This is a genomic window from Streptomyces puniciscabiei (genome assembly GCF_006715785.1).
Lineage (GTDB): Bacteria > Actinomycetota > Actinomycetes > Streptomycetales > Streptomycetaceae > Streptomyces > Streptomyces puniciscabiei.
The window spans coordinates 77,543-103,886 of the sequence record NZ_VFNX01000004.1 but is presented as its reverse complement, the minus strand read 5'-3'; the positions used below and the strand labels follow the sequence as shown (position 1 = coordinate 103,886).

Here is a 26,344-nt window from a genome sequence, read left to right as displayed (position 1 = left end):
GTCAGGCGGAGGACGGGAAGCGGTCCCAGACGCGGTGCGAGCCGAGCAGCCGGGTGAGCTGCTGGAGGACCGTGGTGGCGCCGTCCCCGGCGATCACACCGGGCGCGTCGAGGGAGATGCCGGCCGCCTCCAGCGCGGTCTCGCCGCCCTTGGCCGCCCCGATGGCCTTGCCGTGCCGGTACGCCTCCGCGAGCAGCAGGCCCACGCGCGGGTCGGGAGTGCCGTCGCGGCCGGTGGGCACGCCCGCCTTGGCGTCGCGGGCGCCGTAGGCATCGACGCCGATTCCAGGGGCGCCGGCCACGAGCACCGCGTCGAACTCCACGGAACGTGCCGTCGCGTAGGTCCGCTGAACGGCCGGCGCGTCGGGGCCGTCGCCGAGGGTGCCGCCCGCCGGTGCGACGACGAGCGGCACCATGCCCCCGTCCAGCACCTCCTGGCGTACGGCCCGTACGCCGTCCAGGTCGCCGTCGGGCCCGGTGATGATGCCGATGGTCCGGCCGTCGGTCGGCCAGGTGCGCCCGACCTGGGACAGGGCGGGGCTGGGCGCGACGTCGGCCAGGGGCACGGTGGGTTCGGGGGCGGGCAGGCCGAGGCCAATGGCGACACCCGCGCACAGCTCGGGGTCGATGTTCGCCAGCACCTGCAACGCCCTTTCCTTGATGGCCTGTTCGTAGCATTTACCGAGTTCGAAGGTGTAGGCGCCGATGATGTGCTCGCGCTCCACCGGGGTCATGCTGAGCCAGAACCGGCGCGGCTGGCTGAAGTGGTCGTCGAACGACGCCGGTGCCTCGCGGACCTTGGTCGCCTCCGGCACCCGCACCGGAGCCTCGACGAACGCGCCCGCGTCGGCGCCCGCCGTGAACGGGCAGCCGCCGTCGAGGGAGTTGGGGCGGTAGGGGGCCACGCCCTGGTGCACGGCCGTCTGGTGCATGCCGTCGCGCAGCATGTCGTTGACGGGCGCGTGCGGGCGGTTGATCGGGATCTGTGCGAAGTTGGGGCCGCCCAGCCGGGTGATCTGGGTGTCCAGGTAGGAGAAGAGCCGGCCGGCGAGCAGCGGGTCGTCGGTGATGTCGATGCCGGGGACGAGGTGGCCGGGGTGGAAGGCGACCTGCTCGGTCTCGGCGAAGAAGTTGAACGGGTTGCGGTCGAGGGTGAGCAGGCCGATGGGCTGCACGGGGGCCAGTTCCTCGGGGACGATGTTCGTCGGGTCCAGCAGGTCGATGCCCTCGAACGTCTGCTCGGGCGTGTCGGGGAAGGTCTGGATCCCGAACTCCCACTCGGGGAAGGCGCCCGCCTCGATCGCGTCGGCGAGGTCCCGGCGGTGGAAGTCCGGGTCGACGCCGCCCATGATCTGGGCCTCCTCCCACACCAGCGAGTGCACGCCCAGCTTCGGCTTCCAGTGGAACTTCACCAGGGTGGTCCCGCCGTCGGCGTCGACCAGGCGGAAGGTGTGGATCCCGAAGCCCTCCATGGTGCGGAACGAGCGCGGGATGCCCCGGTCGGACATGTTCCACAGGGTGTGGTGGGTGGCCTCGGTGTGCAGGGTGACGAAGTCCCAGAAGGTGTCGTGGGCGCTCTGGGCCTGCGGGATCTCCCGGTCGGGGTGCGGTTTGGCGGCGTGGACGACGTCCGGGAACTTGATCGCGTCCTGGATGAAGAACACCGGGATGTTGTTGCCGACCAGGTCGAAGACGCCCTCGCTGGTGTAGAACTTCGTCGCGAAGCCGCGGGTGTCCCGGACGGTGTCGGCGGAGCCCCGGGAGCCGAGCACGGTGGAGAAGCGGACGAACACGGGCGTCTCCACGCCCTCGGCGAGGAAGGCCGCCTTCGTCACGTTCGCCGCCGTGCCGTAGCTGCGGAACACCCCGTGCGCCGCGGCGCCGCGGGCGTGGACCACGCGCTCGGGGATGCGTTCGTGGTCGAAGTGCATGACCTTTTCCCGCAGGTGGTGGTCCTGCAGCAGCACCGGGCCACGGGGTCCCGCCTTGAGCGAGTGGTCCGTGTCGTACAGCCGGGTGCCCTGGGCGTTGGTCAGGAATCCGCCGCTCTGCGCCATCCGGGCCTGGTCGGCGCCGGTCGGCTGTCCGGTGGGGGAGACGGTCTCCGGGCCGGTCTGGTCGGGCTTGGGCGGGAGCGGCTCATGGGGTTCGGTCGGCTCGGCGACCGACGGGGGCCGGGAGCCCGGCTTTCCGGGGATGCCCTGCTCCGGGCCCGCGCCGTCGCCCCGCAGGACGTCCGCCGCCTTCTCCGCCGCTCGCTTCAGGGGGTTCGTCTCGCTCATCGCTGCGTTTCCTTCGCCGGGCATACGGCCGACAGACAGAACATAAATGTGCGGGCCTGATGAAATCTGTCGAAAGGGGTCATCGCGGCCTTCGTACCGAGGTCCCCGGGCCGGAGCGTCCGAAACCGGCAATCGCGGCGGATTCCCGGTCGGGGTGAAGTCGGGCCGTCTCCCATCGAGTTGCCGGAGCGGCAGGCCCGCCGGACGCGTCGTCCGGACCCGGGGACCGTCGAGCAGGGCCAAGCGCCCCCTGCCGGGGGGTGCCTCCGTCAGTGGGCCGGCTTCTTGACCCGGGCAGGCGCGAACGGCCGCCCGCACCGCCACCCTAGGTCCTGCGCCCGGCCGCCGCAGGTCGAGAGACCGTGGTCACGGCCGGGCCATGACGCGCAGGCTCTCCAGTGACGGGTCCGCCGCGTCGGCGATGAGGAAGCCGTGCGCCACTCCGCTGCGCAGGTAGTCCAGCACCTCCTTGGTGATCACCTCGCCGGGTGCCACGACGGGCACGCCGGGCGGATAGGGACTGATCATCTCGGCGGAGATCCGGCCCACGGCCCGCTCGGCGGGCACCTGTTCGGCGGGCCCGAAGAACGCCTCGCGTGGCAGGACGGCCTGTTCCAGTTCGAGGGCCCGGGGCTCGGGCAGCCGGACGGCGGGCCGCCGTTCGATCGAACCGGCGTTGTCGACCAGCGAGCGCATGGCGTCCAGCAGGACCTTCTCGGTCTCGTCGTCGTCGGCATGCGTGATGGAGGCGTTGATCCGGCAGGTGTCCGAGCCGCCCACGTCGACGTGCCGGTGCGTCCGCAGCCATTCGGCCGCCTGCATGCCGCTGATGCCGGTCCCGGACGTCCATGACGATCTTCATCGGGTCGAACTCGGCGGCCAGGCCCTCCTCGATCACCTCGCCGCCCATGATCCGCAGCCCCGGCAGTTCCCGCAGCTCGGCGCGGATGCGCTCGGCCCGGTGGACGGCCGCCCCCAGCAGCTCGCGGCCCCGCTCGACCATCTGCCGCCGCCAGCCGTCCAGGGCGCCGTAGACCAGACAGGAGGCGCTGGTGGTGCCGAGCAGGTCCTCGCGCTGCTTGAGCACCTCGGGCGCCACCCGGTCGTGCTGGAGGTGGAACACCGAGCTCTGCTCGATGGCACCGCCCATCTTGTGCACGCTGGTGACGACCAGGTCGGCGTCGGCGTCCATGCCCCAGGCCGGGAGGTCCGGGTGGAAGGGCAGATGGGCACCCCAGGCCTCGTCCACGATGAGCGGTACGTCGTAGGCGTGGCAGGCGTCCGCGACGCCCCGGATGTCGGCGCAGGTGCCCCAGTCGGTGGGGGTGATCAGCAGCATTCCCCTGGCGTCGGGGTGCTCCCGCAGGCGGTCGCGGACGTCGTCGGGCTCCGGCGGATGGGCCATGTGCCGCTCGGCGTCGAACTTCGGGTGGACCCAGATCGGCTCCACCCCGTTGATGATGACCGCCGCGATGACCGACTTGTGCGCGTTGCGCGACAGCAGCAGCTTCTCCCCAGGCCCCGCGACCGAGCACATCGCGGTCTTCACGGACAGGGAGCTGCCGCAGGTCGAGAAGAAGGCGTGCTCGGCACCGACCGCGTCGGCCATCAGCTCCTGCGCCTGTGACAGCACGCCCTGGGACTGCCGGCGGTCGTCCAGGCCGTTGAGGGTCAGCACGTCCGAGCGGAAGACGTCGATGCCGAGGACCTCGGCGACCCGGGGGTCGGTGCCGCGGCCCTGTTTGTGCCCGGGCGGTCCGAACACCACGTCTCCGCGGCGCCGGAACTCCTCCAGGGCTTCGAGTACGGGTGCGCGCGAGTGATCCATGAGTGTCCTCTTCCTCGGCGGACATGCGGAGGGTGCGGCACCGTCCGCACGGGCCGCACCGTCCGTGTTGCACTCGCGGCGCACTCGAAACCCGCGGGCACCTCCTCGGCCGACCGGACGGGCGGCTCATGACCTGCGCGGTCAGGAGCTGCCCGCCCAGGCGCGGGTCACGGGAACGACGTCACCTTGGAGGGGACGGTGCTGGTTCCCGAGGTGGGTGCGCCGGTGCTGTCGACCACGTGGGCGTACTGGCCCTTGCCGCCGAGGGAGATCACCAGCAGATCGTGCATCCTGATGCCCGGGCCAATCGGGACCTGGAAGCCGTGGGCCTGGACGATGGACGGGTCGGCCGTGTAGTTGCAGTAGCTGCCGAGTCCCCAGGCCTCGTGGGTGGTGACGGAGTCGGCGACCTTGTAGGCCGCGTAGCCGACCATGCCGTCATGAGTGATGGCGGCGGCGTCGGGGGCGTCGTACGCCTTCTCGTTCTGGAAGAAGATCGTCCGGCCGCGTTCTCCGTTCCAGTAGACGTCGTACTTGTTGAAGTGTTCGACGAACAGGCCGGTGGCGAGCACGTCGTCGCCGTTGACCCGCAGGCCGTAGTCGGCGCGGTTGGTGTCCCAGCCGACGCCGCTGCCGTGGTCGGCGCGCCAGATCCAGGTGTGGTCGATGATCGCGTCGTCGCTGTCGACCACGAGCGAGTTGGTGGCCAGACCGGGCCCCGCGCCGCCGATGCGGAAGAACACGTCCTGCACGGTGGTGGGGTCGGCCGCGTGGTCGGCGGTGGAGCCGGGCGTGCCGATGCGCAGCAGCGTGTCGGAGTTGACCGGTCCGGCATCGATGAGGAAGCCGGCCAGCCGTACGCCGTCGACGTCGGCGACGTGCATCGCGTCGATGCCGTTGTCCGGGACGAGCGTGGCCAGTCCCAGGCCGAGGACGACGGTGTCGGGGCGGGTGACGTCGATGGTCCGGTCGAGGTGGTAGACGCCGGGCGTGAAGAGCAGGTTGAGGCCCTGGGCGAGGGCCGTGTTGATGGTGGCGGCCGTCGCTCCCGGCTTGACGACGTAGAACCGGTCGAGCGGGAGGGAGGTGCCCGGCGTGTTCGGCCAGGAGACGCCGCGTGCGTTGGTGCGCTTGCCGGGGACGAACACCTTGTAGTCGTTGCCGTCCAGGTAGAGGAACGGCTTCTCGCGGGAGACCGGGGTGGTGTCCAGGGTGGTGTACGGGCCGCTGTCGAAGTCGGTCGCGGGGGCGCCCTGGACGCCGGAGAAGGTCATGTTCCAGACGCCGTTGGTCCAGCCGCCGACCGAGCTGTCACGGGTGTACCACTGCTGCTGGGAGTACGGGCCCACCGTGCCGTCGATCTTCGAGTCGGCGATGTAGCCGCCGGAGGCCCAGCCGTAGCCGGTCGGGGCGAGGTTCATGCCGCCCTTGACGTGGATGCGCCGGAAGGGCGCGGCCTGGGCGACGGCCCAGCGGTCGGTGCCGTTGGAGGGCGTGATCGCGAGGTTCTCCGCCGAACGCCAGAAGTTCTGCGTGGCGTTGCCGTTGAACCAGCCGGCGTCGACCGTGACGTCGCCGTTGATCTGCGTGTCGTCGGGGTTCAGGCCCAGTCCGGAGATGGAGGTGTAGAACCCGAGCTGGGCGTTGATGTTGTCGTACGTGCCCGGCTTGAGCAGGAACTGGTAGCGGCCGGTGCCGAACTGGGCGGACTCCTGCTGATGGAAGACGTCGTCGAACTTCTGCTGGAGGTGGGGCGTGGAGGGGTCCACGACGATGACGTTCGGGCCGAGGTCGCCGCCGCCCTGGATCGGGCCGGTCGCGTTGGTCGTGGTGTGCACGGCCATCTCCCAGAGGGAGTAGCCGTACCCGGTGCCGCGTGCGTTGCCGTACATGCGGACGTACCGGCCGGTGCCGCTGACGTCGTACGACGCCGTTCCTCCGCTCGCGCCGGTGACGGTCTTCAGGGTGGCCCAGTTCTGGCCGTCGGTCGAGGCCTGGAGCTGGAAGTCCTTGCCGTAGGCGGTCTCCCAGTGCAGGTCGATGCGGCACAGGTCCGTGACCGCGCCGAGGTCGACCTGGAGCCACTGCGGGTCGCTGAACCCGCTGGACCAGCGGGTGGAGGTGTCACCGTCGAAGGCGGCGGAGGCGGGGGTGCCGGCGTTCTCGGTGGAGGACGCCGTGGCCGGCCGTCCCTGGGCGGCGTCGGCCGTGTCGCAGGTCTGCGTCCCGGCCGCGGCGGCCGGGGTGTGGGCGAGGGGCAGGGTGATCAGCGCGGCCATGGCGGCCAGGGCGACACCCGGGTGTCTCGGTCTCGTGCGGCTTCCGTTCCGGCTTCTCATCTGGCGGCTCCCATGGAAGAACGGCTCAAGCGGCCGAAGTGGCCGCTTAGTTCATGTTTTGATTTAAGTGATGAAGCAAGTGGGCGGCAAGCCTTCGGAAGTCAAAACCTTCAGAACCGCAGACCGTGTCCGCGCGCCAGGACGAGATGCGGGTCGAAGCGCCGTTTCGCGGCGGCGAAGGCCGCCCGGCGGCTGCCGTAGTGGTCCCGCCAGTCGGCGTCCGACATGGGCAGGGCGTTGACGGGATAGGCGACGGCACCCCGGGAGCGGGCCCGCTCATACGCGGCGCGGTTGGCCGCCACCATCGCCGCGACCGCCTCGGGGTCGCCGGGCGGGGCCGTGCGCAACAGGGCGAACACATACAGGACTTCACCGGAAGGACGACGGAAGAAGGGTGCCTTCAGGCGGTCGGAGAGCAGCGGGTACAGCAGGACGAGGCCCGTGTCACGCAGATCCCGGAAGGCGGGGTCGGCGAGCACGGCGCCGACGACGGACTCGGCGCTGTCGTGCGGCAGCAGCAGATTGAGCCACGGATGCGGATACAGCCACTCCCCCGTCTCACGCAGGACCTCCTCGTCGGTGTCCACGCGGTGGGCGAACTCGCCGTATCCCAGGTCCTCCGTCTCCAGCGCGGCGCGGTCGTGCCCGAGTCCGTCGAGCAGGGCGGCGTCGTCGGGCGGGCAGGGGCCGTCGTACGGGGCCACGGCCTCGATCATGTACCGCCAGGCGTGCTCACCGGCCGGCCGGGCCTGGCCCTCCAGATAGGTGAAGCGCTGCTCCTCGGCGAGCCGTCGCTGGTCGGCGAGGTAGCGGGTCAGGCCGGTGTAGTAGAGGCAGTAGCGGCGGATCCGGGCGGGGGCCGGGACCAGGCGCAGCGTGGCGGTCACGATGACGGCGCACTGGCCGAGTCCGGCGAGCACCGCGTGGAACAGGTCGGGGTTCCGGCCTGGTGAGCAGACCCGGTGCTCCCCGGCCCCGGTCACCACCTCCAGCTCCAGGACCTGGTCCGCGACCAGGCCGTGCCGGTGACCGGCCCCGCCGAGTCCGCCCGCCGACAGGACTCCGCCCACTCCCGCGCCGAGGTAGTCGGTGAGGACCGGCGGGGTGCGGCCGTACGGCAGGGTGGCGGCCAGCACCTCCCGCCACAACGCGCCCGCCTGTACGGTCACTTGGCCGTCCGCCACGGGACCCACCCGGTTCATCGCCCGCAGGTCCAGCACGATCCCGCCGCCCGCCTGTCCCTGGCCGTGCATCGAGTGACCCCCGCCGCGCACGCTCACCGGGAGGTCCCGGGGTCCGGCGAACTGCAGCAGCTCCTGGATCTCGGCGGCGGACCGGGGACGCAGCACCGCCAGCGGCGGGGCCGACACGATGTGCCCGAAGTCCTGTGCCGCCTCGCGCAGGGCCTCCGGGCGGGTGTCCAGGCACCGTTCGAAGCGGGTGGCGAGGTCGGCGGCCAGGGTCATGCGGGCATCACACCAGACGAGCGGCGCCTGCGTCGAGAAGGCGGGCCGACTCGCTCCGCGCCAACTCGGCGCGTACTCAACGAACTTGGTTCTTGATGAGCCCCAGCAGTGCGGCATGGGTCGCCGCGTCGGCCGCCGCGACGAGCCCGCCCGCGCCGCTGAGCACGGGCTCGCCGTACAGGCCGGTCACCGTGCAGCCGGCCGCCCGGCACAGGGCGATCCCCGCCGCGAAGTGCACGCTGTCGCGCAGGTCGCCGTCGGTCACGTAGGCGGCCCGGCGCCCGGCGGCCACCCAGGCCACGGCGAGGGTGCTGGAGACGACCCGGGGCCGGAACCGTTCGGCGAAGCCGGGGTCGGCGAGGAGGCGGACCGCCTGGAAACCGGGGGCGCTGGGGAACGGCGGGTCGAGGTTGACGTCCACCAGCGCGGAACCCGACCAGGGCGTCAGCCGTTCGTCCGCGCCGTCCCCGCGGACCCAGGCCGCCTCGCCGTCGGTCCAGAACACCTCGCCGCTGAACGGGTCGGCGGTGGCGGCGGCCGTGACCTCAGCTCCTTCCCGCAGGGCGACGTTCACGCCGACGAGCATGTTCCGGACGGCGTAGTTGAGGGTGCCGCACAGCGGGTCGACGAGCCAGCGGCGGTGGGCGTCCGCGGCGCCGGAGCGTCCGCTCTCCTCGCCGGTCACGGCGTCGTCCGGGCGGGCGGCGCGCAGCACGTCCAGGATGGCCCGCTCGGCGGCGAGGTCCGCCTCGGTCGCGAAGTCCCCGGCGGACTTGTCGTGGCGTTCGAGCCGGCTGCCGTAGAGGTCACGGACCACGGCTGCGCCGGCCTGGGCCGCGCGCACGGCCAGCTGAGCGTCGGAATCCCCGTTGATGATCGACATGGGCGCAGGATAACGGGAAGTCTCCTGGTCCCTGAGGGGATTGGGCCCCGGCCCGTGCGGGTCGGGGCCGGTTCGGCTAGCGGCGTGCGAAGCCGGTCGCGGTGAGGGACAGGGTCTGTTCGGCGGCGGTGCGTCCGCCGCCGACGGAACTTCCGCTGTGGTCCGTCCAGGTGCGCAGCGGCGTGGTCTCGGCGAGCCGGCCGGAGGTGCCGGACAGGCCGAGCACGAGTCCGCTGTAGCGGTTGACCAGACGGTAGGTGCCGCCGGCGTTCGCGATCACGAACCACTGCTGCCCGGCCGACGGCCCGCCGGCCCGTGCCGCCGTGACAGTCGGCCTCGCGCCCCAGGCGCGGCCCGCGGCGGAGGACGAGTCGACGCCGAGCAGCCGGCCACTCGCGGCGTTGGTGACGGTGAAGGCGCCGTCGCCGGTCGGGGTGAAGAGCCAGATGTCACGACCGGACCGGGCGGGCCGCGCCAATGAGGTGGTGCCGTTGCCGCCGGCCGTCTGGGCGAGGATCCGGCCCGCGCCGCTCGCGATGCGGTGGCCGCGGCTCGTGTCCATCGGGGCGGGCGCGGGTGCGGTGGAGTCGACGGTGATGTCGACGTATTCACCGGAGGCGTCGTGCGAGCAGCCGAAGGCGCAGTAGGAGCGGAAGGACCGGCCGACGATCGTGGAGCTGGTGCGGTTGGCACTGTCGAGGAACCAGCGGTACCAGGAGGCGTTGGTGTAGCCGCCGGTGTCCCCGATCAGGCGCCACTTCTGGGTGCTCAGGTCGTCGGTGGCGTAGAGGTACTGCGGTGAGTCGCCGCTCTGGTCGACGGCCTGCGGTTCCCCGATGTACAGCCCGAGATGGGCGTCGTAGGCGATGTTCATGACGAACAGCGGCGAGGTCGGCGGCATCTTTCCGGCCGCGACCTGCTGGGCGGCGGTGCCGGTGTTGGCCGGGTCGTACTCGGCGGATGCGGGGGTGTAGCCGGTGGGGTGGTCGGCGTCGACGGGGACGATGTCGCTCTCCCTGCCGCCGGTGCCGGGCTGCGACCAGGCGCCGTCGTACCACTTCCGCCAGGAGCCGGGGGCCATCTTGGCGGAGATCGGGGCGCGGGCCACGTGCTCGTAGAACGCCTTCCAGCCGCCGCTCTTGTCGATGATCCGGGAGCCGTAATAGACGTAGAAGTAGCCGGAGGCGGTGTCGACGAAGAGGCGCTGGTCGCCGTCGCCGTAGGAGTACGTCTGGTTCGGGAAGGCCGTCGTGTCCCCGCGCCCGGTGCTGTACGGGGACGTGATCGCGTGGTCCTTGATGCTCCAGGTGCGGCCCCGGTCGGTGGAGACGGCGCAGTCGATGGCGTCGTAGTGCAGTCCGTCGCCGAAGGGCTGCGGGGTGAACTCGTTGTGCACCAGGCCGTACCAGTCGCCGGTGTCGGGGTCGACCCACACCCCGGACAGGTCGCAGTAGTTCTTCTGGGCGTAGCCCGAGCCGCTCGGCGCGTACGTCGCCCCGCGGCCGGTGGGGCTGTTGTTGCAGCGCCAGGTGGTGTCGTCGTTGCGGTCGGCGGGGTTGGCCGGGTTCACCGCCTTGCTCAGTGCCTTGTCGAAGGTCGCGGTGTCGAAGTCCGTGCCGGTGTAGAAGTCCCAGGTGCGCGGGTCCTTGGCCCCGTACAGGGCGGCGGACTGCTGGTAGTGGAAGGTGCCGTCCCGGTCGAGGTACGGGGTGGCGGGGGTGTCCGTGGGGTGGGTGAAGGGTACCGGGGTCCCCACGGTCACGGTGTAGCCGGCATCGCCGGGTGTGGCGGCCGGTGCCGGGGACGCGGTGCCGCCGCCCAGGACCAGGGCGACGGTCACGGCCGCGGCGCCGCCCGCTCTGCTCAAGAGTCGCAACTGTGCTCCTTGTTGCCGAAGGGCCGGTTGCACGGAACGATCCGGCCCCGGCGTCGGTCCGGCAATGGACTCCAGTGCTCCGCCTCTTGCACTTTCGCGCGCCCGCGACCGGCCGGAGCACCCGGTCAGGTCTCCTCGGGCGGGGCCGCCGGCAGCTGGGCGTCCCAGGCCAGTTGGCGGACGAGCGCCTCGTCCGGCTCGGCGGGGCGGGCCAGGAGGGGACCCGGACGGGAGGGGTTCCGGCCGCCGCGGGAGATGCCGCCGCTGACGGTGATGTTGTGCTCCACCCGGGGGCGGCGGTGCCGTTCGAAGGCGGCGAACGCGTCCGGTGCGCCGGGCAGGTCGCGCAGCGCCTTGGCGAGGACGACGGCGTCCTCCAGGGCCATCGAGGCCCCCTGGCCGGTCGCCGGGGAGGCCGCGTGGGCCGCGTCGCCGATGAGCAGGGCCCGTCCCCGGTGCCACACCGCACCGAGCGGCAGCTCGGTGGCGTTGGTGACCATGACGGGCCCCTGGGAGGCGGTGACGATGTCCGCGGCGGGTGTGGTGTCCTTGCGCAGCAGCGGCAGCAGCTCCTCGCGCCAGGGGGCACGGTGGGCGGAGCCGCCGGCGGGCAGCGGTTCGGTGCTCACGCGGGCGAACCAGTACGTCTGCCCGGCCGGCGACGCCGCGTATCCGAACGTGGTCTCGCTGCCCCGGACGAAGGTGATGACGCCGGTGCCGTCCACGCCGGCGGCGGCACCGCTGTACCCGTAGAAGATCCGCTGGCCCGCGTACACGGGCCGGACACCGGGGGTGAGGAGCCGGCGCACGGTGGAGTTCAGGCCGTCGGCGCCGATGAGGAGGGCCGCGTGGGCGGTGCTGCCGTCGGCGAACCGGGCGGTGACGCCGTGCGGGCCGTCCGTGACGCCGGCCAGGCGGGCGCCGTGGCGCAGGCGGATGCCGCGCCGGACCGCCTCGCCCTGCAGGGCCGCGTTCAGCTCGCCGCGGCGCAGACAGCGGTACTGCAGTCCCGGTTCGGCGACCTCGCCGAGCGGCGCGTGTGTCAGCTCAGTGCCGTCGCTGTCGAGCAGCCGCAGCGAAGTCAGCGGAAATCCGAGGGCCCGGACGGCGTCCGCGGCGTCGAGCTGGGCAAGAGCGCGCATGCCGTTGCTCGCCAGGGTCAGGAACGCCCCGGTGTCCTCGGCCGTGTCGGGGTGTGCCTCGTACACGGTGACGTCGCAGCCGGCCTTGTGCAGGCCGAGCGCGGCCGCGGTCCCCGCGATGCCGCCGCCGATCACCAGTACCCTCGTCGCGTCCGTCCCGCTCACGTGCCACTCCTCGCGCCGACAGTGGTGGTGACCATCTAAGGGCAGGGACGGGCCGGTACGGGGGCCGAGATCCGGACAGGATCAGGGCGGGCGCCGGTCCGTGCGCGGCGCGCGCCCGGTGTGCCACCGATCGCCGCGCGAGCCGCCCCTGAAGGGACCGCCGGCCGGTGCTGTGCACACAGGCGCCCCCCTGAATGACGGGTTCCTGGCTGGAAAGTGGGTACTCCCCGGCCATGCGGGTGAGCGTGCTGGATGCGGGGTCGAACACGGTTCGGTTGGTGATCGCGGATGCGGAGGGGGGCGTTCCGCTGCCGGTGCACACCGTCAAGTGGAAGCTGCGCCTGTCCGAACACGTCGGTCCGGACGGCAGCATCGCCGACGAGGCGGTGGAGCGGCTGGTGAAGGCGGTGGCCGCGGCGGGGGACACGGCCCGCGGATGGCATGCGTCGGGCCCGCTGGCCTTCGCGACCGCGGTGGTGCGCGGCGCCCCGAACCGGCAGGAGGTGATCCGCCGGGTGGCGGCGGAGACCGGTGTCCCCCTGTGCATCCTGCCGGGTGAGACCGAGGCGGAACTGACCTTCCTGGCGGCCCGGCGCTGGCTCGGCTGGCACGCCGGCCCGCTCGCGGTGCTGGACATCGGCGGCGGCTCCCTGGAGGTGGCCTTCGGCCGGGGCCGGCTGCCCGACTTCGCCGCTTCCCTGCCGCTCGGCGCGCGGCGTCTCACCCAGGAGTACCTCGCGGTTCAGGACCCTCCGGGGCCGGAGGAACTGAAGGAACTGCGCCGCCGGATCCGCCATGAGCTGCGGGACGTGGCCTCGCGGATCCGCTGGGAAGGGCCGCGCACCGCCGCGGTCACCTCCCGCACGTTCCAGCAGCTGGGCCGGCTGTGCGGGGCCGCGCCCGGGCGCCACGGCCCGTTCGTGCACCGGGAGATGCGCGGCCGGGATCTGCGCGAGGCGGTCCGCACTCTCGCGGCGCTGCCCGCCTCCGAACGCGTCCAGCTGCCCGGGATCTCCGCGCCACGCGCCGAGCAGAGCCTGGCCGGAGCGGTCGTCGGGCACACGGCGCTGAAGCTCATGGGGTTGCGCGGGGCCGTGGTCTGCCCCTGGGCGATCCGCGAGGGCGTGCTGCTGCGCTACATCGAGGACGGCGCCGACTGGTGGACGGACGCCACCGGCGCCACCGGCACCACGGCACCCCCCGCCGCGACACCCCTGCGGATCGCCGGCCCACGGGCCTGACCGGGCCTCGGCCGGCCCCGGAGTCCGGCCGGGGGCCGGCGAGGAGCCGGGCGCCGGGTTCGTCTTTTTCCAAACCGCTCGAAAGCCGCACCCGGGATGTAGCGATCATGACAAACGCAGGGTAGGCATGCCCGTATGCCTTTACGTCGATCACGACCGGGAATGACGGCAGTCAAACGCCTCGCCGCGCTCGTCGCCGCGGCGGCGCTGCTCCTCGTGGGCTGCGACAGTGGTGGGAAGGCGCATCCAGGTGACGGCCGGCAGCAGTTGACCGTCGCGGCGCTGCCCCTCACCGACTCCGCCGCCCTGTATCTGGCGCGGGACCGCGGGCTGTTCGCCAAGGAGGGCCTGGACGTACGCATCCAGCCCGTGCAGCAGAGCATCCAGGCGCTGCCCGCGCTGCTGAAGGGCCAGGTGGACGTGATCGCCAGCGCGAACTACGTCACCTACTTCCAGGCGTACGAGAAGGGCACCCTGGACCTGCGCATCGTCGCCGAGGGCGTCCGGATCGCCCCGCACATGATGGACGTCCTGGTGCCCAGGGACTCCGCCCTGAGGTCGCCCGCCGATCTGGCCGGCAAGAAGGTCGCCGTCGCCGTCCTCAACAACATCCAGTCCCTCACCCTGAACGCGATCCTCGACGCCCGGCATGCCGGGCGTCCCGTCTACCGGCAGATCCTGTTCCCGCAGATGGGCCCGGCCCTGCAGCGGGGCCAGGTGGACGCCGCCCACGTGGTCGAGCCCTTCGACACCGCCGTCCAGGGCGAGTTGGGCGCGCGGGTGCTGCTGGACGGCGGGTCGGGGCCCGCGCAGGGGCTGCCCGCCAGCGGGTACATCACCACGGCCGGCTTCGTGAAGCAGAACCCGAAGGCCGCAGCCGGTTTCCGGCGGGCCGTCGAGGCGGCCTCGAAGCTCGCCGCCGAGGACCCGGGAGCGGTCCGCACGGAACTGCCCAAGTACGCCAAGGTGACCGCTGAGCAGGCCAAGTCGATCCATCTGCCCGCCTATCCGGCGACCGCGGACCCGGCCGCCCTGCGCCGGCTCATCGCGCTCATGCGCACGCAGGGGCTGCTGAAGCAGGACGTCGATCCGACACCTCTGCTGGTGAAATGACGCGACGTCAGGACTTCCTGCTCGGCCTGCTCGGCGCGGCCGGAGCCTTCGGGATCTGCGAGGCGGTCACCCGCGCCGGGATCGTACGGCGCAGCTATCTGCCGCCCGCTTCCGAAGTCCTCGCGCGCGCCGTGCGGTTGGCGGGTGACCGGGCCTTTCTCGACGGGATCGGGGTGACCCTGCGCGCCTGGGCGCTGGGTCTCGGGCTCGCCTGTGCGATCGCCGTCCCGCTCGGCCTGCTGCTGGGCGCGGTGCCGGTGGTGGAGGCGGCCGTACGCGCGGTGATCGAGTTCCTGCGGCCCCTGCCGTCCGTCGCGCTCGTCCCGCTGGTGTCGCTGCTGCTCGGCTCCGGCACACGGACGGAGGTGACGCTGATCGCGTACGCCTCTCTCTGGCCGGTGCTGTTCAACACCGTCTACGGACTCGGCGAGACCGATCCGCTGGCCAAGGACACCCTGCGCGCCTTCGGGTTCGGGCGGCTCGCGGTGCTGCTGCGGGTGGAGTTGCCGGCCACCGCACCGTTCATCGCCGCAGGCGTGCGGATCTCGGCCGCGGTCGCGCTGATCCTCGCCGTCGCGACGGAGATCCTCTCCGGTTTCGGCCAGGGCCTCGGCATCTTCATCGCCCAGGCCCAGACGGAGACGGACGGCACACGGGACGTGCTGGCCGGGGTGGTGTGGGCGGGCGTGCTCGGGCTGGTGATCAACGGTGTACTGGTCGGCGCGGAGCGCCGGTTGTTCGCCTGGGCGCAGGAACCCCGGTCGGACGCGGGGAAGTCGCAGCGGGGCCGTCCATGACGGGGACGCAGGGCAGCGCGCGGCCCGGATCAGCACCCGGGCCGCCGCCCCGGGCCGCCGCCGTCCCCTTCCTGCTGCGCTGGTCGGTGCTCGTGGTGGCCGTCGGCTGCTGGGAGCTGGCCGCCCGTGCCCGGCGCAGCGTGTACTTCCCGCCGCCGCTGCGGATCGCCCGGCGCGCCCATGACCTGTGGTTCTCGGGACCGGCGGGACATCTGTTCCTCACCCCGGCCGCCGTCGACACCATCCTGCCGAGCCTGGGCCGGATGGCGGCCGGGTTCGCGCTCGCCGCCGTCGCCGGGATCACCCTCGGGATCGCGGTGGGCCGCTCCCGGCGGGCGTACGCGCTGTGCAACCCCGTGCTGCAGTTCGCGCGGGCCGTGCCGCCGCCCGCGCTGGTGCCGGTGTTCGTCGTCGTCTTCGACTTCGGTACGCCCATGCAGGTGGCGTCGATCGTGTTCAGCGCCGTGTGGCCCGTGCTGGTCAACTCGGCCGAGGGCGCCCGCGCCACCGACCCGTTGCGGCTCGAGGTGGCGGCCGTGCTGCGGCTGACGGCGCCCGAGCGGCTGTGGTTCCTGATCCTGCCCTCGGCGCTCCCCCGGATCTTCGCGGGACTCCGGCTCAGTCTCTCGCTGTGCCTGATCCTGATGGTGTTCTCGGAGCTGCTGCCGGGCAGTGACAACGGCATCGGCTTCACGCTCACCGACGCCCAGACGCGCTCCGACCTGCTCACGGTGTGGTCGGCGCTGTTGCTGCTCGGTGCGCTCGGGTATCTCCTCAACACCGGTCTGCTGACGGTCGAGAAGCGGCTCGTCGGCCCCCGATCGTCCGCAGGGAGGACGGCATGACCACGGCCACGGTCCGCGAGGCGGTCGTACGGTTTCTGCGCGACACCGGCATGACCACGGTCTTCGGCAATCCGGGCTCCACGGAACTGCGGATGTTCCGTGACTGGCCGGAGGACTTCACCTATGTGCTGGGCCTGCAGGAGTCCGTCGCCGTCGGCATGGCCGCCGGGCACGCGCTCGGCACCCGGCGGGCCGCGTTCGTCAGCCTGCACTCGGCCGGCGGGGTGGGGCACGCGCTCGGCGCGGTGTTCAACGCCTTCCGCGACCGCGTGCCGTTGGTGATCGTCGCGGGGCAGCAGGCGCGCTCGCTGATCCAGTTGCGGCCGTTTCTCGGCGCCGACGAACCGGCCCTCTTTCCGCGCCCGTACGTGAAGTCCGCCCGCCAGCCGGAGCGGGCCGAGGACGTGCCGGCCGCGGTCGCCGAGGCGTACCGGATCGCCATGACGCATCCACGCGGCCCGGTCTTCGTGTCCGTACCGGAGGACGACTGGGACCGTCCTGCCGAGCCCGTCATGCCCCGCACGGTGCACTCCGCGTTCACGGCCGACCCGGACGCCCTCGACGCGCTCGCCGCCCGGCTGGAGGCCTGCGCGCGCCCCGCGCTCGTGGTGGGGCCGGGTGTGGACGACGAGGACGCGCTGGACCGGGCCTTGGCGCTGGCCGAGCGGATCCGGGCCGGGGTGTGGATCAGCCCGCTCTCCGGCCGCTCCGGCTTCCCGGAGTCGCATCCGCTGTTCCAGGGGTTCCTGCCGCCGATCGCCCGTCAACTGGCCGCGCGCCTCGCGCCGTACGACGTGGTGGTCGCGCTCGGCGCGCCGGTGTTCACCTATCACGTGGCGGACGGCGGCCCGCCGCTCGCGCCCGGCACCGAGCTGTTCCACCTGGACTGCGACCCCGGCCAGGCCGCCTGGCTGCCCACCGGCACCAGCATCGTCACCACGCTGCGGCCCGCCCTGGAACGGCTCACCGCGCTGCTGAAGGACAGCGACCGCGACCCGCCGCCGCCCCGCCCGGCTCCCGTCCCGGCCCCCGTCGAGGGGCACGGAGGACACATCACCCCGGAGCTGTTCTTCGACCTGCTGCGCGCCCGGCTGCCGCGCGACCGGGTCCTCGTCGAGGAGGCCCCCAGCCACCGCGACACGCTGCACGCGCGCGTGCCCGTCGAGTCGGACGGCGGATTCCTCACCACGGGCAGCGGGGCGCTCGGCTGGGGCCTGCCCCTCGCGCTGGGCCGGGCGCTCGCCGACCGGCGCCGGGTGGTGTGCGTCGTCGGCGACGGCTCGGCGCTGTACTCGGTGCAGGCCCTGTGGAGCGCGGCCCGGCACGCGGCTCCGGTCACCTACGTCCTGCTGGACAACGGCGGTTACGCGGCCGTCCGCGCGCTGGGCCGCCGGATCGGCATCGCGCCCGTCCCCGGCACGGACATCACCGGCATCGACTTCGCGGCCCTGGCCGAGTCCTTCGGCTGCCCCGCGGCCCGCGTCGAACACCCCGAGGAGCTGCCGGCCGCGCTGGACCACGCCCTGGGCCGGGGCGACGACCGCGGCCCCTTCCTGCTGCACCTGCGGGTCGCCGGCAGCACGGGCACCCTGTACGAGCCCTGGGCCGGGTGAGGGATGCTGCGCCTCGACTCCGTCGGCCGGCACTTCGGCGACACCCGCGTCCTGGACGGCATCACCCTCACCGTGCCGGACGGACAGCTCCTCAGCGTGGTCGGCCCCTCCGGGTGCGGCAAGTCCACGCTGCTGCGCACCATCGCCGGGCTGCTGCCCGCACAGGAGGGGACGGTCACGATCGACGGGACGGCGGTGACGGGCGTACCGGAGCGGCTCGCCGTCGTCTTCCAGGAGTACGGCCGCTCGCTGCTGCCCTGGCTCACCGTCCGCGACAACGTGGCCCTGCCACTGCGCCGCCGGGGCCTGGCCCGCGCCGCCCGCCGGGCCGAGGCCGAGACGATCCTCGAACGGGTCGGCCTGCACGGGGTCGCCCGGCGCCGTCCCCGGGAGCTGTCCGGCGGCATGCAGCAGCGAGTCGCCATCGCCCGCGCCCTGGTCTGCCGGCCCTCCCTGCTGCTCATGGACGAGCCGTTCGGCTCGCTGGACGCGGGCACCCGCGAGGACCTGGAGGACCTGCTGCTTCAGGTCCACCGCACCAACGACACGACCATCGTGTTCGTCACCCACGACATCGACGAGAGTGTGTACGTCGGTGACCGCGTCGTCGTCCTCTCCCCCGGCCCCGGCTCGCGCGTCGTCCTGGACCTGCCGGTCGACCTGCCCCGCGAACGGGACCAGCTCACCACCCGGAGCCTGCCGGGGTTCGTGAAGCTGCGCACGGAGGTGGGGCAGGCCGTGCGGGGCGCTCCGCCGGGAGGGGCGGGATGAGGAGACGCGCGGAGGGGTGACCCCCGGGCCGGGAGTCACCCCTCCTCTTCGGATGCCGGTCAGCTCCTCTTCGGATGCCGGTCAGCTCCTCTTCGGATGCCGGTCAGCTCCTCTTCGGATGCCGGTCAGCGGAGGTCGCACACCTTGACGGTGTAGATCCCGCGGCCGTGCGTGGCGGCGTACAGGGTGCCGCCGTCGGGGCTCGCCTTGAGCTGGAGGACGGCGACGGCCGGCAGGCTGCCGATCCGCTGCCAGGTGGTGCGGCCCGGCGCGCGGTACACGACGCCGAGGTCGGTGGCGACGGCGAGGCCGCCGTCCGCCGTCACGAGCGCGGAGTTGGTGGGCACGTCGGGCAGGTTGGCCGAGATGTCCTTCCAGGTCGTCCCGCCGTCGGTGGACTCGAAGACGTGGCCGACGCCCGCGCCGGGTCCCTCGGTCCAGTGCCGGGAGAAGCCGTTGACCGCGAGGAAGACGTGGTCGGCGTTCTTCGGGTCGACGGCGAAGCCGCTGAGGTAGCGGTTGGGCACGGTGCCGTCGACGGGCAGGCTGATGTCGTGCCAGCCGGTGCCGTCCGCGTTGCCGACGGCGATGCCGCGGGCGAAGCCCTGGTTGTTGCAGGGGCCGCACCAGGCGGCGTAGATCTTCCCGCCGGAGGCGGCGACGGCGGTCGCGACCCGGCCGGCGCCGAAGTCGTGGACGCTGGTCCACTCCTTGCCGCTGCGGATGGCGTAGCCGTGGGTCTGCACCCAGATGTGCCGGCCGCCGGCGACCCAGGTGTTGCCGTCCTTCAGGTCCGCGGCGAGCGGGGCGATGAAGCGGGCCTCGCTGGTGGCGTTGTCGGGCGGGGCGACGGAGTACGAGGTGGCCTTGCCCGGGTCGGTGGCCCAGCTGCCGTCGTTCACCGCGCAGTTCTGGGTGACCTGGACGGCGAGGTAGACGTACTCCTCGGCGATGTTGCAGCCGTTCGCCGGGTCGGTGAGGGTGTCGCCGCCGTCGCCGCCGAAGTTCGAGCCCATCACCTTGTCGTCGCCGCGCAGGACGGACTGGCCGTTGTCCTGCAGGCCGCCGGTGACGGACAGGCCGCCGTGGTCGAGGTCCCGGCCGATGCCGACGGAGTAGTACTGGAGGGCGTCGATGGTCCCGTCGTTGAGGGACGTCCAGTCGGTGGCGTGTCCGGAGGCGTCCTGGGAGCCGTTCACCGGGCGCTTGTAGATGCCGCCGTCGTTGCCGACGTACACGAAGCTCTTGCCGTGGTAGCGGCCGATCGCGACACCGTGCTGGTCGGAGTGGGTGGTCGGGTTGCAGTCACCGGTCTGCTTGGCCGGGTCGATGCTCCAGCAGGAGAAGGGGAAGTTCCAGTACGGGCCGACCGTGGACCAGTTGGAGCCGCCGTCCTTGGACTCGTAGACCTCCTCGAGGCCGGCGTACACGTGCTGCGGGTCGCCCGGGTCGACGGCGAGGAACTGGTTGTACCAGGCCTGGACGCCGGGCATGTAACCGGCCGTGGTCAGTGCCGAGTTGTCGGCCGCCAGGCCCTTGTAGTCGGCGATCTTCGTCCAGGGGCCGGTGGGCGAGCCGGACTTCGAGACGTAGATGCCCTCCAGGCCGCTGTCCGGGTTGGTGTTCAGCTGCTCCGGGGACTGGTCGATGGCGTAGTAGCGGGAGCCGTCGGCGGCGCGTGCGAAGGTGACGTTGCCGACGTTGTCGGCGTCGGCCGGGAGGTCACCGAGACCGCTGGTGATGCGGGTCCAGGTGCCGTTCACCTTCGTGTAGAAGCCGTTGTAGTCGTCGCCGCTGCGCCAGCCGACGGCGAGGACCACCTTGGACGGGTCCTTGGGGTCGATGGCGATGTCGTTGGCGATGTTCTTGTACGGCGCGCTCGGGTCGTCGGCCTTGGAACCGCCGGGCAGGAAGTCCGGGTTGGGCGCGAACTCCAGCTTCCAGGGGCCGCTGAGCGTCTTCGTGGAGTGGCTCCACACGCCCTTGCCGGTGGCCGCCCACACCGTGTCGCCGCCGAAGCGCAGCTCGTGGATGGTGGTGCTCTCCAGCTCGTCGCCGCCGACCCGGCTGCGCGCGGAGAAGGTGCCGTGGTGGGGGTGGGTGAGGACGTAGACGCCGCTGCCGAGGTAGGCGTCGGCGTTGGTGGTCGCCTCACCCGTGCCCAGCCACAGCCGGCCGGTGCCGTCGAGGGCGAGGGCGCCGGTGGACTGGGCGGGCAGCCGGTCGCTGATGGGCTGCCAGTGGCCGCCTCCGCTGCGCGAGCGCCACACTCCGCCGCCGGCGCTGCCCGCGTAGACGTAACCGTCGTCGTCGGCGGCGACCGCCGCCATCCGGCCGGTGACGTTCCCGCTGCCGCCGCTGGAGTTGGAGTCGATGTCGCGGTAGCGCGGGTCGTCGGAGTTGTACGGCAGGTCGGTGGTGGTGCGCCAACGGCCGCCCGTGCTCCGGAGGTTGTTCAGGTCCTGCCAGGCGGCGCCGTACGCGCCCGGTGCGACCACACCCGGCGAGGTGCGGGCCTCGGCGTACTGGTCCGCGCCCTCGGCGATCTCGTCGGCCTCGTTGCCGTCGTCGTCCGCCGCCACGTGCGGCGACATGGCACCCACCGACTGCTCGCGCTCCTTGGCCAGTTGGCCGAGGGCACGGACACCGAAGGGGCTCACCGAGCGCCCGGAGGCGACGGACGGGGAAATCGCGACGAGCGCGGCGGACGCGGTGAGTGCGCAGACGGTGAACCACCGTCTTCTGCGGGTTGGTACGGACACCAGGGACCTCCCGGAGGGCATCGACACTGCCGACGCAGGAGACCCGATCACGATGGCGCGAAAACATCCGCCGCTTGGCCAAATTTTGACGAGAACCTGCCAGTCGCTACCGCTCCGGGAGGCGATTCCTCCGGGCGCCCGGGGGAGCCGCCACACCCTGGGTGCGCATCCTGCCCACCGTTCTCAGCAGCCGGTCGGCCGGCTCGCGCAGCCGCGGATGGGCGTTTACCGTGTTGCGCAGCCCGCGCACGGGTCTGCGCCACAGCCGCTGGGCGAGCGCCACCGGGTGGGGGCGGGCCGCGAAGCCCTCGGCGACCCGCAGTTCACGGGTCTTGAGCCAGTCCTTGTACTCCTTGTCGCCACGCCCCAGGTCCACGAGGGTGACCCCGTGCCGGGCCGCCGCCTCGGCGGTCCGCAGATGCATCATCAACCCCGGGGAGTAGTAGTGGAGTTCGGGATCGTAGGCGGTGAACCAGGCTGCCAGCACGGTGCTGGACCGGGGGCCGAAGTGGGCCGCGACCGGGCGGTCGCCCGCGTACAGCACGGACAGCACTCCGGTGAAGTGTTCCTCGCGGACACGGAAGAGGTGGTCGACCAGGCCGACGATCCACGGCCGGGAGAACCGGTCCATGCGGCCGGTCCTGCGGTACTGCGCGGACTTCCACCGCATGAGGGTGCGCAGCATCTCGGGGTCGCGCTCGTCGAACTCGAACCGCACCTCGCCGATGTCCCGGCCGAGCCGGCGCTCCTTCTTCAGCGTGGTCTTGGCCAGGCCCGGGTAGGTGCCGCGCAGCCACTCCGGGTAGCCGCCGTCGCCGGGCTTCACATCGATCACCGGTGAGGCGAAGGTGCCGGTGACGTGGGGTGCGAACGGTCGCTGCTCCTCGACCAGATGGTCGAACTCGAAGATGCTGAGGCCGCAGGCCCGCAGCAGTTCCTCCGCGTTCCAGGTGACCCCGGGCCGGTGCACGAGGGCCTGGCAGTCGGACAGCCCGAGCCCGATGGCCCGTCCGGTGCCGAACGGCCCCCGCTCGTACGGGAGGAACCCGGCGGGCTCCCCGTCCTGGTGCAGGACCGCCACCCGGGCCCCGCGCCGGTAGCGGCCGACACCGATCGCGAACTCCGGTGCGAGGAAGGGGTTGGAGTACTCGGGCGACTCGTCCATCGCGCGGTGCCAGGCCCGGCGCAGCTCGGGTGTCAGCTCGCCGGGTCTGTGGATGGTGATCTCCACCTCAGTTCGACCGTCCTTCCGCAGGCGCCGCGAGCGGCGTGCCCGAGGCGGCACAGGCCGGTGAGGCGTGTGGATCATGGCTCATGGATCGCATGGGCGACCGCTCCCCCCATGACGCGCCGGGCGCGTCCTGCCACTGGTTCCGATGTGCGCCGCATCCCCTCCGCGCGCGACTGCTCAAACGTCGCGAAACAGGGCGCACACTGTCAAGGGTGCCTCAGGCGACGGATGATCCGCCACGGGTCTGCCGACATCGTGACAAGTCCGGTGCCTTCCGGGGGCCGGCTCAGCGGGGCCGGCGCCCCGGCTCGTCCGGCGTGGCGCTCAGGTCCTGGGTGCCGATCACCTGGAGCAGCTCCAACTGGGCGGCTCCCTCGGTACCGGGCGGGGCGCTGAACCACAGCAGCCGCTGGCGGCCGTCCTCACTGAAGAGGCTGTGGCAGTCCAGCTCGATGACGCCGAGCAAGGGGTGCGCGATCCGCTTGTGGTCGGTGCGGCGCAGGGCCACCTCCCGCTCCTCCCACAGCTCGGCGAACTCCGTGCTGCGCCGGAGCAGTGTGGCCACCAGCCGGGTGACGTCGGAGTCCTTGGCGCGCCGGGCCGCGACCGCCCGGAGGTCGGCGGTGAAGACCCGCGAGTGGTGCGGATGGTCCTCGGCCGGGTAGATCCCGCGGGCGGCGGGGTCGGTGAACCAGCGGTGGACGAAGCTCCGGTGGATCCCGTGTCCGCCCGGCATCTCGCCGAGCAGCGCCACGGCGAGGGGGTTCTGCACGAGCGGCTCGTGCAGGTCGGTGATGACCTGGGCCGGGGTCGTGGTGAGCCGGTCCAGCAGGCCGAGCAGGGCGGGCTGGACGAGCGCGGTGGGCCCGGGCGTGCCGGCCGGCAGCGGGCGGTCGGCGAGATGGAAGAGGTGGTCGCGTTCGTCGCCGCCGAGCCGCAGGGCGCGGGCGAGGGCGGCCAGGACCTGTGCGGAGGGCTGTGCGCCGCGGCCCCGCTCCAGCTCGGTGTAGTAGTCGGCGGACAGCCCGGCCAGCTGGGCCACCTCCTCGCGGCGCAGGCCCGGGACCCGTCGGCGGGGGCCCGTGGGCAGGCCGACGTCGGCGGGGCGGACCCGGTCGCGCCGGGATTTCAGGAAGGCGGCCAGCTCGGCATGGTTCACGCCGTCCATGGTCGCGCCTCCGGGCGGGCGTAGCCAGGGGTTGCCGTCCCCAGGGTGGGCGCAGCCGTGGTTGGCCCGGGTACGGCGGCCCAGGCTGAAGTGGAACCTCCCGCACCGCCTCGTCCGCCAGGAGACCCCTCATGTCCGCTCGGGAAACGACCACCCAGGCATCGACCACCCAGGCATCGGCCGTCCAGGAATCGGCCACCCATGAATCGACCACCCCGGCCTCGGCCCCGCAGGAACCGGCCACGCAGGCACCGGCCACGCAGGATTCGGCCGCCCGGCCCCGCGTCGCCGTCGTCACCGGCGGTTCACGCGGCATCGGCCGGGCGACGGTGAGCCGGCTCGCCGCCGAGGGGTACGCCGTGGTGATCGGGTACGCCGGCAACCGCGACCTGGCCGAGGCCGCCGTCAAGGAGGTCACCGCGGCCGGCGGCAGCGCGGTCGCCGTGCGCGCCGACGTCGCCGACGAACAGCAGGTCGCCGAGTTGTTCCAGGCAGCGGCCGCGGAGTTCGGCGGAGTCGACGTGGTGGTCCACGCGGCGGGCCGGATGTACCTGGCGCCGATCGCCGAGCTGGACCTCACACAGCTGGACGCGATGCACCGCACCAACATCCGCGGCACGTTCGTGGTCGCCCGGCAGGCCGCCCGCACCCTGCGCCGGGGCGGCTCGTTCGTCGCCTTCTCCACGTCCGTGGTGGGCCTGGCCTTCCCCGCGTACGGCGCCTACAGCGCGAGCAAGGGCGCGGTCGAGGCCCTCACCCTGGTGCTGGCCCGCGAGCTGCGCGGCCGGGACGTCACCGTGAACACCGTGGCCCCCGGGCCCACGGCCACCGAACTCTTCCTGGACGGCAAGGACGAGGAGACCATCGCGCGCCTGGCCGCCCAGCCGCCCCTGGAGCGCCTCGGCACGCCGGACGACATCGCCGAGGTGGTGGCGTTCCTCGCCTCCCCGGCCGGCCACTGGGTCAACGGCCAGGTCGTGCGCGCCAACGGCGGCATCGTCTGACCCTCCCCCTCCCGATCCCCACCCCATGGAGTCGATCATGCCTGCGGACACCCCCCGGACGATCCTGGTCACCGGCGCGTCCAGCGGCTTCGGCGCGCTGACCGTGCGCGCCCTCGCCGACGCCGGGCACACCGTCTACACCGGGATCCGGCAGGCGGCCGGCCGCAACACGCCCGCCGTGACCGGGCTGGACCGGTACGCGGCCGAGCACGGCGTGTCCCTGCACGCCGTCGAACTCGACGTCACCTCCCAGGACTCCGCCGACGCGGCGGTGGCCCACCTGCTGTCCGGCGAGGGCCGGCTGGACGTCGTGGTGCACAACGCGGGCCACATGGCCACCGGGCCCGCCGAGGCCTTCACGCCCGAGCAGCTGGCGGGCCTGTACGACGTCAACGTGCTGGGCGCCCAGCGGGTGAACCGGGCCGCGCTGCCGCATCTGCGGGAGCGCGGCAAGGGGCTGCTGGTGTGGATCGGCAGCTCCAGCACGCGAGGCGGCTGCCCGCCGTTCCTGGGGCCTTACTTCGCGGCGAAGGCGGCGATGGACGCGCTGGCGGTCAGTTACGCCGGTGAGCTGGTCCGGTTCGGCATCGACACGGCGATCGTCGTCCCGGGCGCCTTCACCTCCGGCACGAACCACTTCCTGCACGCCGGCACCCCCGCCGACACCGGGCGCGCGGCGGCCTACGACGAGCGCTACGGCACCCTGCTGTCCGGGCTGGACCAACGCCTCGCGGCGCTGATCCCGCCGGACGCCGACCCGGCCGAGATCGCCGGGGCCGTCGTACGGCTGGTGGGCCTGCCCGCCGGCCGCCGCCCGCTGCGCACGCACGTGGACCCCGCCCGCGACGGCAGCGAGGTCGTCTCGGCGGTCGCCGACCGCGTCCGGGCGGACTTCTTCCACCGCGCCGGGCTCGACGATCTGCTCACCCCCGGCAGTTCACTCTGACACCCCGTCAATCAAGGAGAGCCATCATGCCGTTCGCGAATTTCAAGGTGCCCGCGGGAAGCCTGGACGAGGAGCAGAAGGAGCTGATCGTCACCCGCACGACCGAGTTGTACGTCGAGATCTACGGCGAGCGGGCCCGTGCCGCCACCATGGTCCTGGTGGAGGAGGTGACGGACGGCGGCTGGGGCATCGGCGGTGGTGTCCTGAAACTCGCCATGCTCCAGGAGTCGTCCGGGGACTGACTGGCACACTGCCTGGTCTCCGTGGCTCTCACGAAAGGCGGTACGCCATGTCGTCCCATTCCGAGCCCGCCGGGCTGCTGGCCGCGATGCCCTTCGCGGCCGGCCTGGGCGTCGAGCTGAAGGAGGCCGCCGCCGAGCGCACCGTCGGCTCGCTGGCCTGGTCCCCGCAGGCGTGCACGGCGGGCGGCGCCCTGCACGGTGGCGCCCTGATGGCGCTGGCGGACAGTGTCGGGGCGGTGTGCGCCCACCTCAATCTGCCCGAGGGGGCGACCGGTACGTCGACGGTGGAGTCCAAGACCAATTTCCTGCGGGCGGTCACCGCCGGGCACGTCCGTGCCACCGCCCGGCCGCTGCACGTCGGCGGCTCGCTCATCGTGGTGCAGACGGACCTGCGGGACGACCGGGACCGGCTGGTCGCCCAGACCACGCAGACCCAGATCGTGCTCCGGGCCAACGCGGGCTGAACGACCCGCGTCCGAAGGCCGGTCCCCGCCGCCGAGGGGGCCGGCCTTCGGCGTGTCCGGCCGGGTTCCGGCCCCCGCGCTCTTGACATGAACCTGCGTCAACCCCGAGGCTTCCTGCTTGAAGTTGCTCGATTCACGCGTCTTTCGAGCTCTTGTGAGCACAGGGA

19 protein-coding genes and 1 pseudogene are annotated in these 26,344 nt (G+C 72.7%); 10 read left to right on the top strand and 10 right to left on the bottom strand.

Annotated features, from left to right (window positions below; all coding sequences use genetic code 11):
* Position 1: 1 nt before the first annotated feature.
* From FB563_RS38365 to FB563_RS38335, 7 genes and pseudogenes are all read right to left on the bottom strand, one after another.
* On the bottom strand, positions 2-2,281 hold the full coding sequence (locus FB563_RS38365) for a catalase (protein ID WP_142219217.1): 2,280 nt from the start codon (positions 2,279-2,281) through the stop codon (positions 2-4).
* A 366-nt stretch (positions 2,282-2,647) separates the two neighbouring features.
* Positions 2,648-4,109, bottom strand: a pseudogene (locus FB563_RS45040) (aminotransferase class I/II-fold pyridoxal phosphate-dependent enzyme).
* A gap of 167 nt (positions 4,110-4,276) precedes the next feature.
* A complete protein-coding gene (locus FB563_RS38355; protein ID WP_234357862.1) occupies positions 4,277-6,388 on the bottom strand; it encodes a discoidin domain-containing protein in 2,112 nt (703 codons plus the stop codon).
* A 170-nt stretch (positions 6,389-6,558) separates the two neighbouring features.
* A complete protein-coding gene (locus FB563_RS38350) occupies positions 6,559-7,914 on the bottom strand; it encodes an FAD-binding protein (RefSeq protein WP_079048931.1) in 1,356 nt (451 codons plus the stop codon).
* Between the two features lie 76 nt (positions 7,915-7,990).
* On the bottom strand, positions 7,991-8,797 hold the full coding sequence (locus FB563_RS38345) for an inositol monophosphatase family protein (RefSeq protein WP_055707992.1): 807 nt from the start codon (positions 8,795-8,797) through the stop codon (positions 7,991-7,993).
* Positions 8,798-8,873: 76 nt separating this feature from the next.
* On the bottom strand, positions 8,874-10,664 hold the full coding sequence (locus FB563_RS38340; RefSeq protein ID WP_324615859.1) for an RICIN domain-containing protein: 1,791 nt from the start codon (positions 10,662-10,664) through the stop codon (positions 8,874-8,876).
* Between the two features lie 134 nt (positions 10,665-10,798).
* Positions 10,799-11,980: an FAD-dependent oxidoreductase gene (locus FB563_RS38335; RefSeq protein WP_107100707.1), complete on the bottom strand. Its 1,182-nt coding sequence runs from the start codon at positions 11,978-11,980 to the stop codon at positions 10,799-10,801.
* A gap of 233 nt (positions 11,981-12,213) precedes the next feature.
* On the opposite strand from FB563_RS38335, the gene FB563_RS38330 reads away from it, so the two are divergent.
* From FB563_RS38330 to FB563_RS38305, 6 genes are all read left to right on the top strand, one after another.
* Complete coding sequence (locus FB563_RS38330; RefSeq protein WP_055707993.1) at positions 12,214-13,221, top strand: Ppx/GppA family phosphatase; 1,008 nt, start codon at positions 12,214-12,216, stop codon at positions 13,219-13,221.
* A gap of 162 nt (positions 13,222-13,383) precedes the next feature.
* Positions 13,384-14,334 carry an ABC transporter substrate-binding protein gene (locus FB563_RS38325; RefSeq protein WP_142219216.1) on the top strand — a complete coding sequence of 317 codons (951 nt, stop codon included), beginning with the start codon at positions 13,384-13,386 and terminating at the stop codon, positions 14,332-14,334.
* Positions 14,331-15,131 carry an ABC transporter permease gene (locus FB563_RS38320; protein WP_055709738.1) on the top strand — a complete coding sequence of 267 codons (801 nt, stop codon included), beginning with the start codon at positions 14,331-14,333 and terminating at the stop codon, positions 15,129-15,131. Before FB563_RS38325 ends, FB563_RS38320 begins: the two co-directional genes overlap by 4 nt.
* Positions 15,128-15,976 carry an ABC transporter permease gene (locus FB563_RS38315; RefSeq protein ID WP_079049076.1) on the top strand — a complete coding sequence of 283 codons (849 nt, stop codon included), beginning with the start codon at positions 15,128-15,130 and terminating at the stop codon, positions 15,974-15,976. The genes FB563_RS38320 and FB563_RS38315 overlap by 4 nt, the downstream gene beginning before the upstream one ends.
* On the top strand, positions 15,973-17,589 hold the full coding sequence (gene mdlC, locus FB563_RS38310) for a benzoylformate decarboxylase (RefSeq protein WP_055709737.1): 1,617 nt from the start codon (positions 15,973-15,975) through the stop codon (positions 17,587-17,589). The genes FB563_RS38315 and mdlC overlap by 4 nt, the downstream gene beginning before the upstream one ends.
* A 3-nt stretch (positions 17,590-17,592) precedes the next feature.
* Positions 17,593-18,360: an ABC transporter ATP-binding protein gene (locus tag FB563_RS38305; protein WP_055709736.1), complete on the top strand. Its 768-nt coding sequence runs from the start codon at positions 17,593-17,595 to the stop codon at positions 18,358-18,360.
* Positions 18,361-18,485: 125 nt separating this feature from the next.
* Here the strand turns inward: FB563_RS38305 and FB563_RS38300 are convergent, their stop codons facing one another.
* The 3 genes from FB563_RS38300 to FB563_RS38290 all read right to left on the bottom strand — a co-directional run bounded on the left by FB563_RS38300 (position 18,486) and on the right by FB563_RS38290 (position 23,512).
* Positions 18,486-21,122, bottom strand: coding sequence for a beta propeller repeat protein (locus FB563_RS38300; protein WP_055710570.1), 2,637 nt, complete (start codon positions 21,120-21,122; stop codon positions 18,486-18,488).
* Positions 21,123-21,228: 106 nt separating this feature from the next.
* Positions 21,229-22,353 carry a GNAT family N-acetyltransferase gene (locus tag FB563_RS38295; RefSeq protein WP_234358106.1) on the bottom strand — a complete coding sequence of 375 codons (1,125 nt, stop codon included), beginning with the start codon at positions 22,351-22,353 and terminating at the stop codon, positions 21,229-21,231.
* A 286-nt stretch (positions 22,354-22,639) separates the two neighbouring features.
* Positions 22,640-23,512 (bottom strand): helix-turn-helix transcriptional regulator, encoded by an 873-nt coding sequence (locus FB563_RS38290; RefSeq protein ID WP_055710571.1) that lies wholly within the window; start codon positions 23,510-23,512, stop codon positions 22,640-22,642.
* A 140-nt stretch (positions 23,513-23,652) separates the two neighbouring features.
* Between FB563_RS38290 and FB563_RS38285 the strand changes: the two genes are divergently transcribed.
* From FB563_RS38285 to FB563_RS38270, 4 genes are read left to right on the top strand one after another with little or no spacing between them, the layout of a single operon-like run.
* Positions 23,653-24,525: an SDR family oxidoreductase gene (locus tag FB563_RS38285; protein WP_142219215.1), complete on the top strand. Its 873-nt coding sequence runs from the start codon at positions 23,653-23,655 to the stop codon at positions 24,523-24,525.
* Between the two features lie 37 nt (positions 24,526-24,562).
* The gene (locus FB563_RS38280; RefSeq protein WP_055708156.1) at positions 24,563-25,471 is read left to right on the top strand and encodes an SDR family NAD(P)-dependent oxidoreductase; all 909 of its coding nucleotides are present in this window, start codon (positions 24,563-24,565) and stop codon (positions 25,469-25,471) included.
* Between the two features lie 26 nt (positions 25,472-25,497).
* Positions 25,498-25,713: a tautomerase family protein gene (locus tag FB563_RS38275; RefSeq protein WP_055708152.1), complete on the top strand. Its 216-nt coding sequence runs from the start codon at positions 25,498-25,500 to the stop codon at positions 25,711-25,713.
* Between the two features lie 47 nt (positions 25,714-25,760).
* A complete protein-coding gene (locus FB563_RS38270; protein WP_055708153.1) occupies positions 25,761-26,177 on the top strand; it encodes a PaaI family thioesterase in 417 nt (138 codons plus the stop codon).
* Positions 26,178-26,344: the final 167 nt, after the last annotated feature.

Coding starts and splice junctions, on each gene's coding strand:
- FB563_RS38365 (WP_142219217.1), bottom strand. CDS start 2,281: ATGAGCGAGACGAACCCCCTGAAGCGAGCGGCGGAGAAGGCGGCGGAC.
- FB563_RS38355 (WP_234357862.1), bottom strand. CDS start 6,388: ATGGCCGCGCTGATCACCCTGCCCCTCGCCCACACCCCGGCCGCCGCG.
- FB563_RS38350 (WP_079048931.1), bottom strand. CDS start 7,914: ATGACCCTGGCCGCCGACCTCGCCACCCGCTTCGAACGGTGCCTGGAC.
- FB563_RS38345 (WP_055707992.1), bottom strand. CDS start 8,797: ATGTCGATCATCAACGGGGATTCCGACGCTCAGCTGGCCGTGCGCGCG.
- FB563_RS38330 (WP_055707993.1), top strand. CDS start 12,214: ATGCGGGTGAGCGTGCTGGATGCGGGGTCGAACACGGTTCGGTTGGTG.
- FB563_RS38325 (WP_142219216.1), top strand. CDS start 13,384: ATGACGGCAGTCAAACGCCTCGCCGCGCTCGTCGCCGCGGCGGCGCTG.
- FB563_RS38320 (WP_055709738.1), top strand. CDS start 14,331: ATGACGCGACGTCAGGACTTCCTGCTCGGCCTGCTCGGCGCGGCCGGA.
- FB563_RS38315 (WP_079049076.1), top strand. CDS start 15,128: ATGACGGGGACGCAGGGCAGCGCGCGGCCCGGATCAGCACCCGGGCCG.
- mdlC (WP_055709737.1), top strand. CDS start 15,973: ATGACCACGGCCACGGTCCGCGAGGCGGTCGTACGGTTTCTGCGCGAC.
- FB563_RS38305 (WP_055709736.1), top strand. CDS start 17,593: ATGCTGCGCCTCGACTCCGTCGGCCGGCACTTCGGCGACACCCGCGTC.
- FB563_RS38285 (WP_142219215.1), top strand. CDS start 23,653: ATGTCCGCTCGGGAAACGACCACCCAGGCATCGACCACCCAGGCATCG.
- FB563_RS38280 (WP_055708156.1), top strand. CDS start 24,563: ATGCCTGCGGACACCCCCCGGACGATCCTGGTCACCGGCGCGTCCAGC.
- FB563_RS38275 (WP_055708152.1), top strand. CDS start 25,498: ATGCCGTTCGCGAATTTCAAGGTGCCCGCGGGAAGCCTGGACGAGGAG.
- FB563_RS38270 (WP_055708153.1), top strand. CDS start 25,761: ATGTCGTCCCATTCCGAGCCCGCCGGGCTGCTGGCCGCGATGCCCTTC.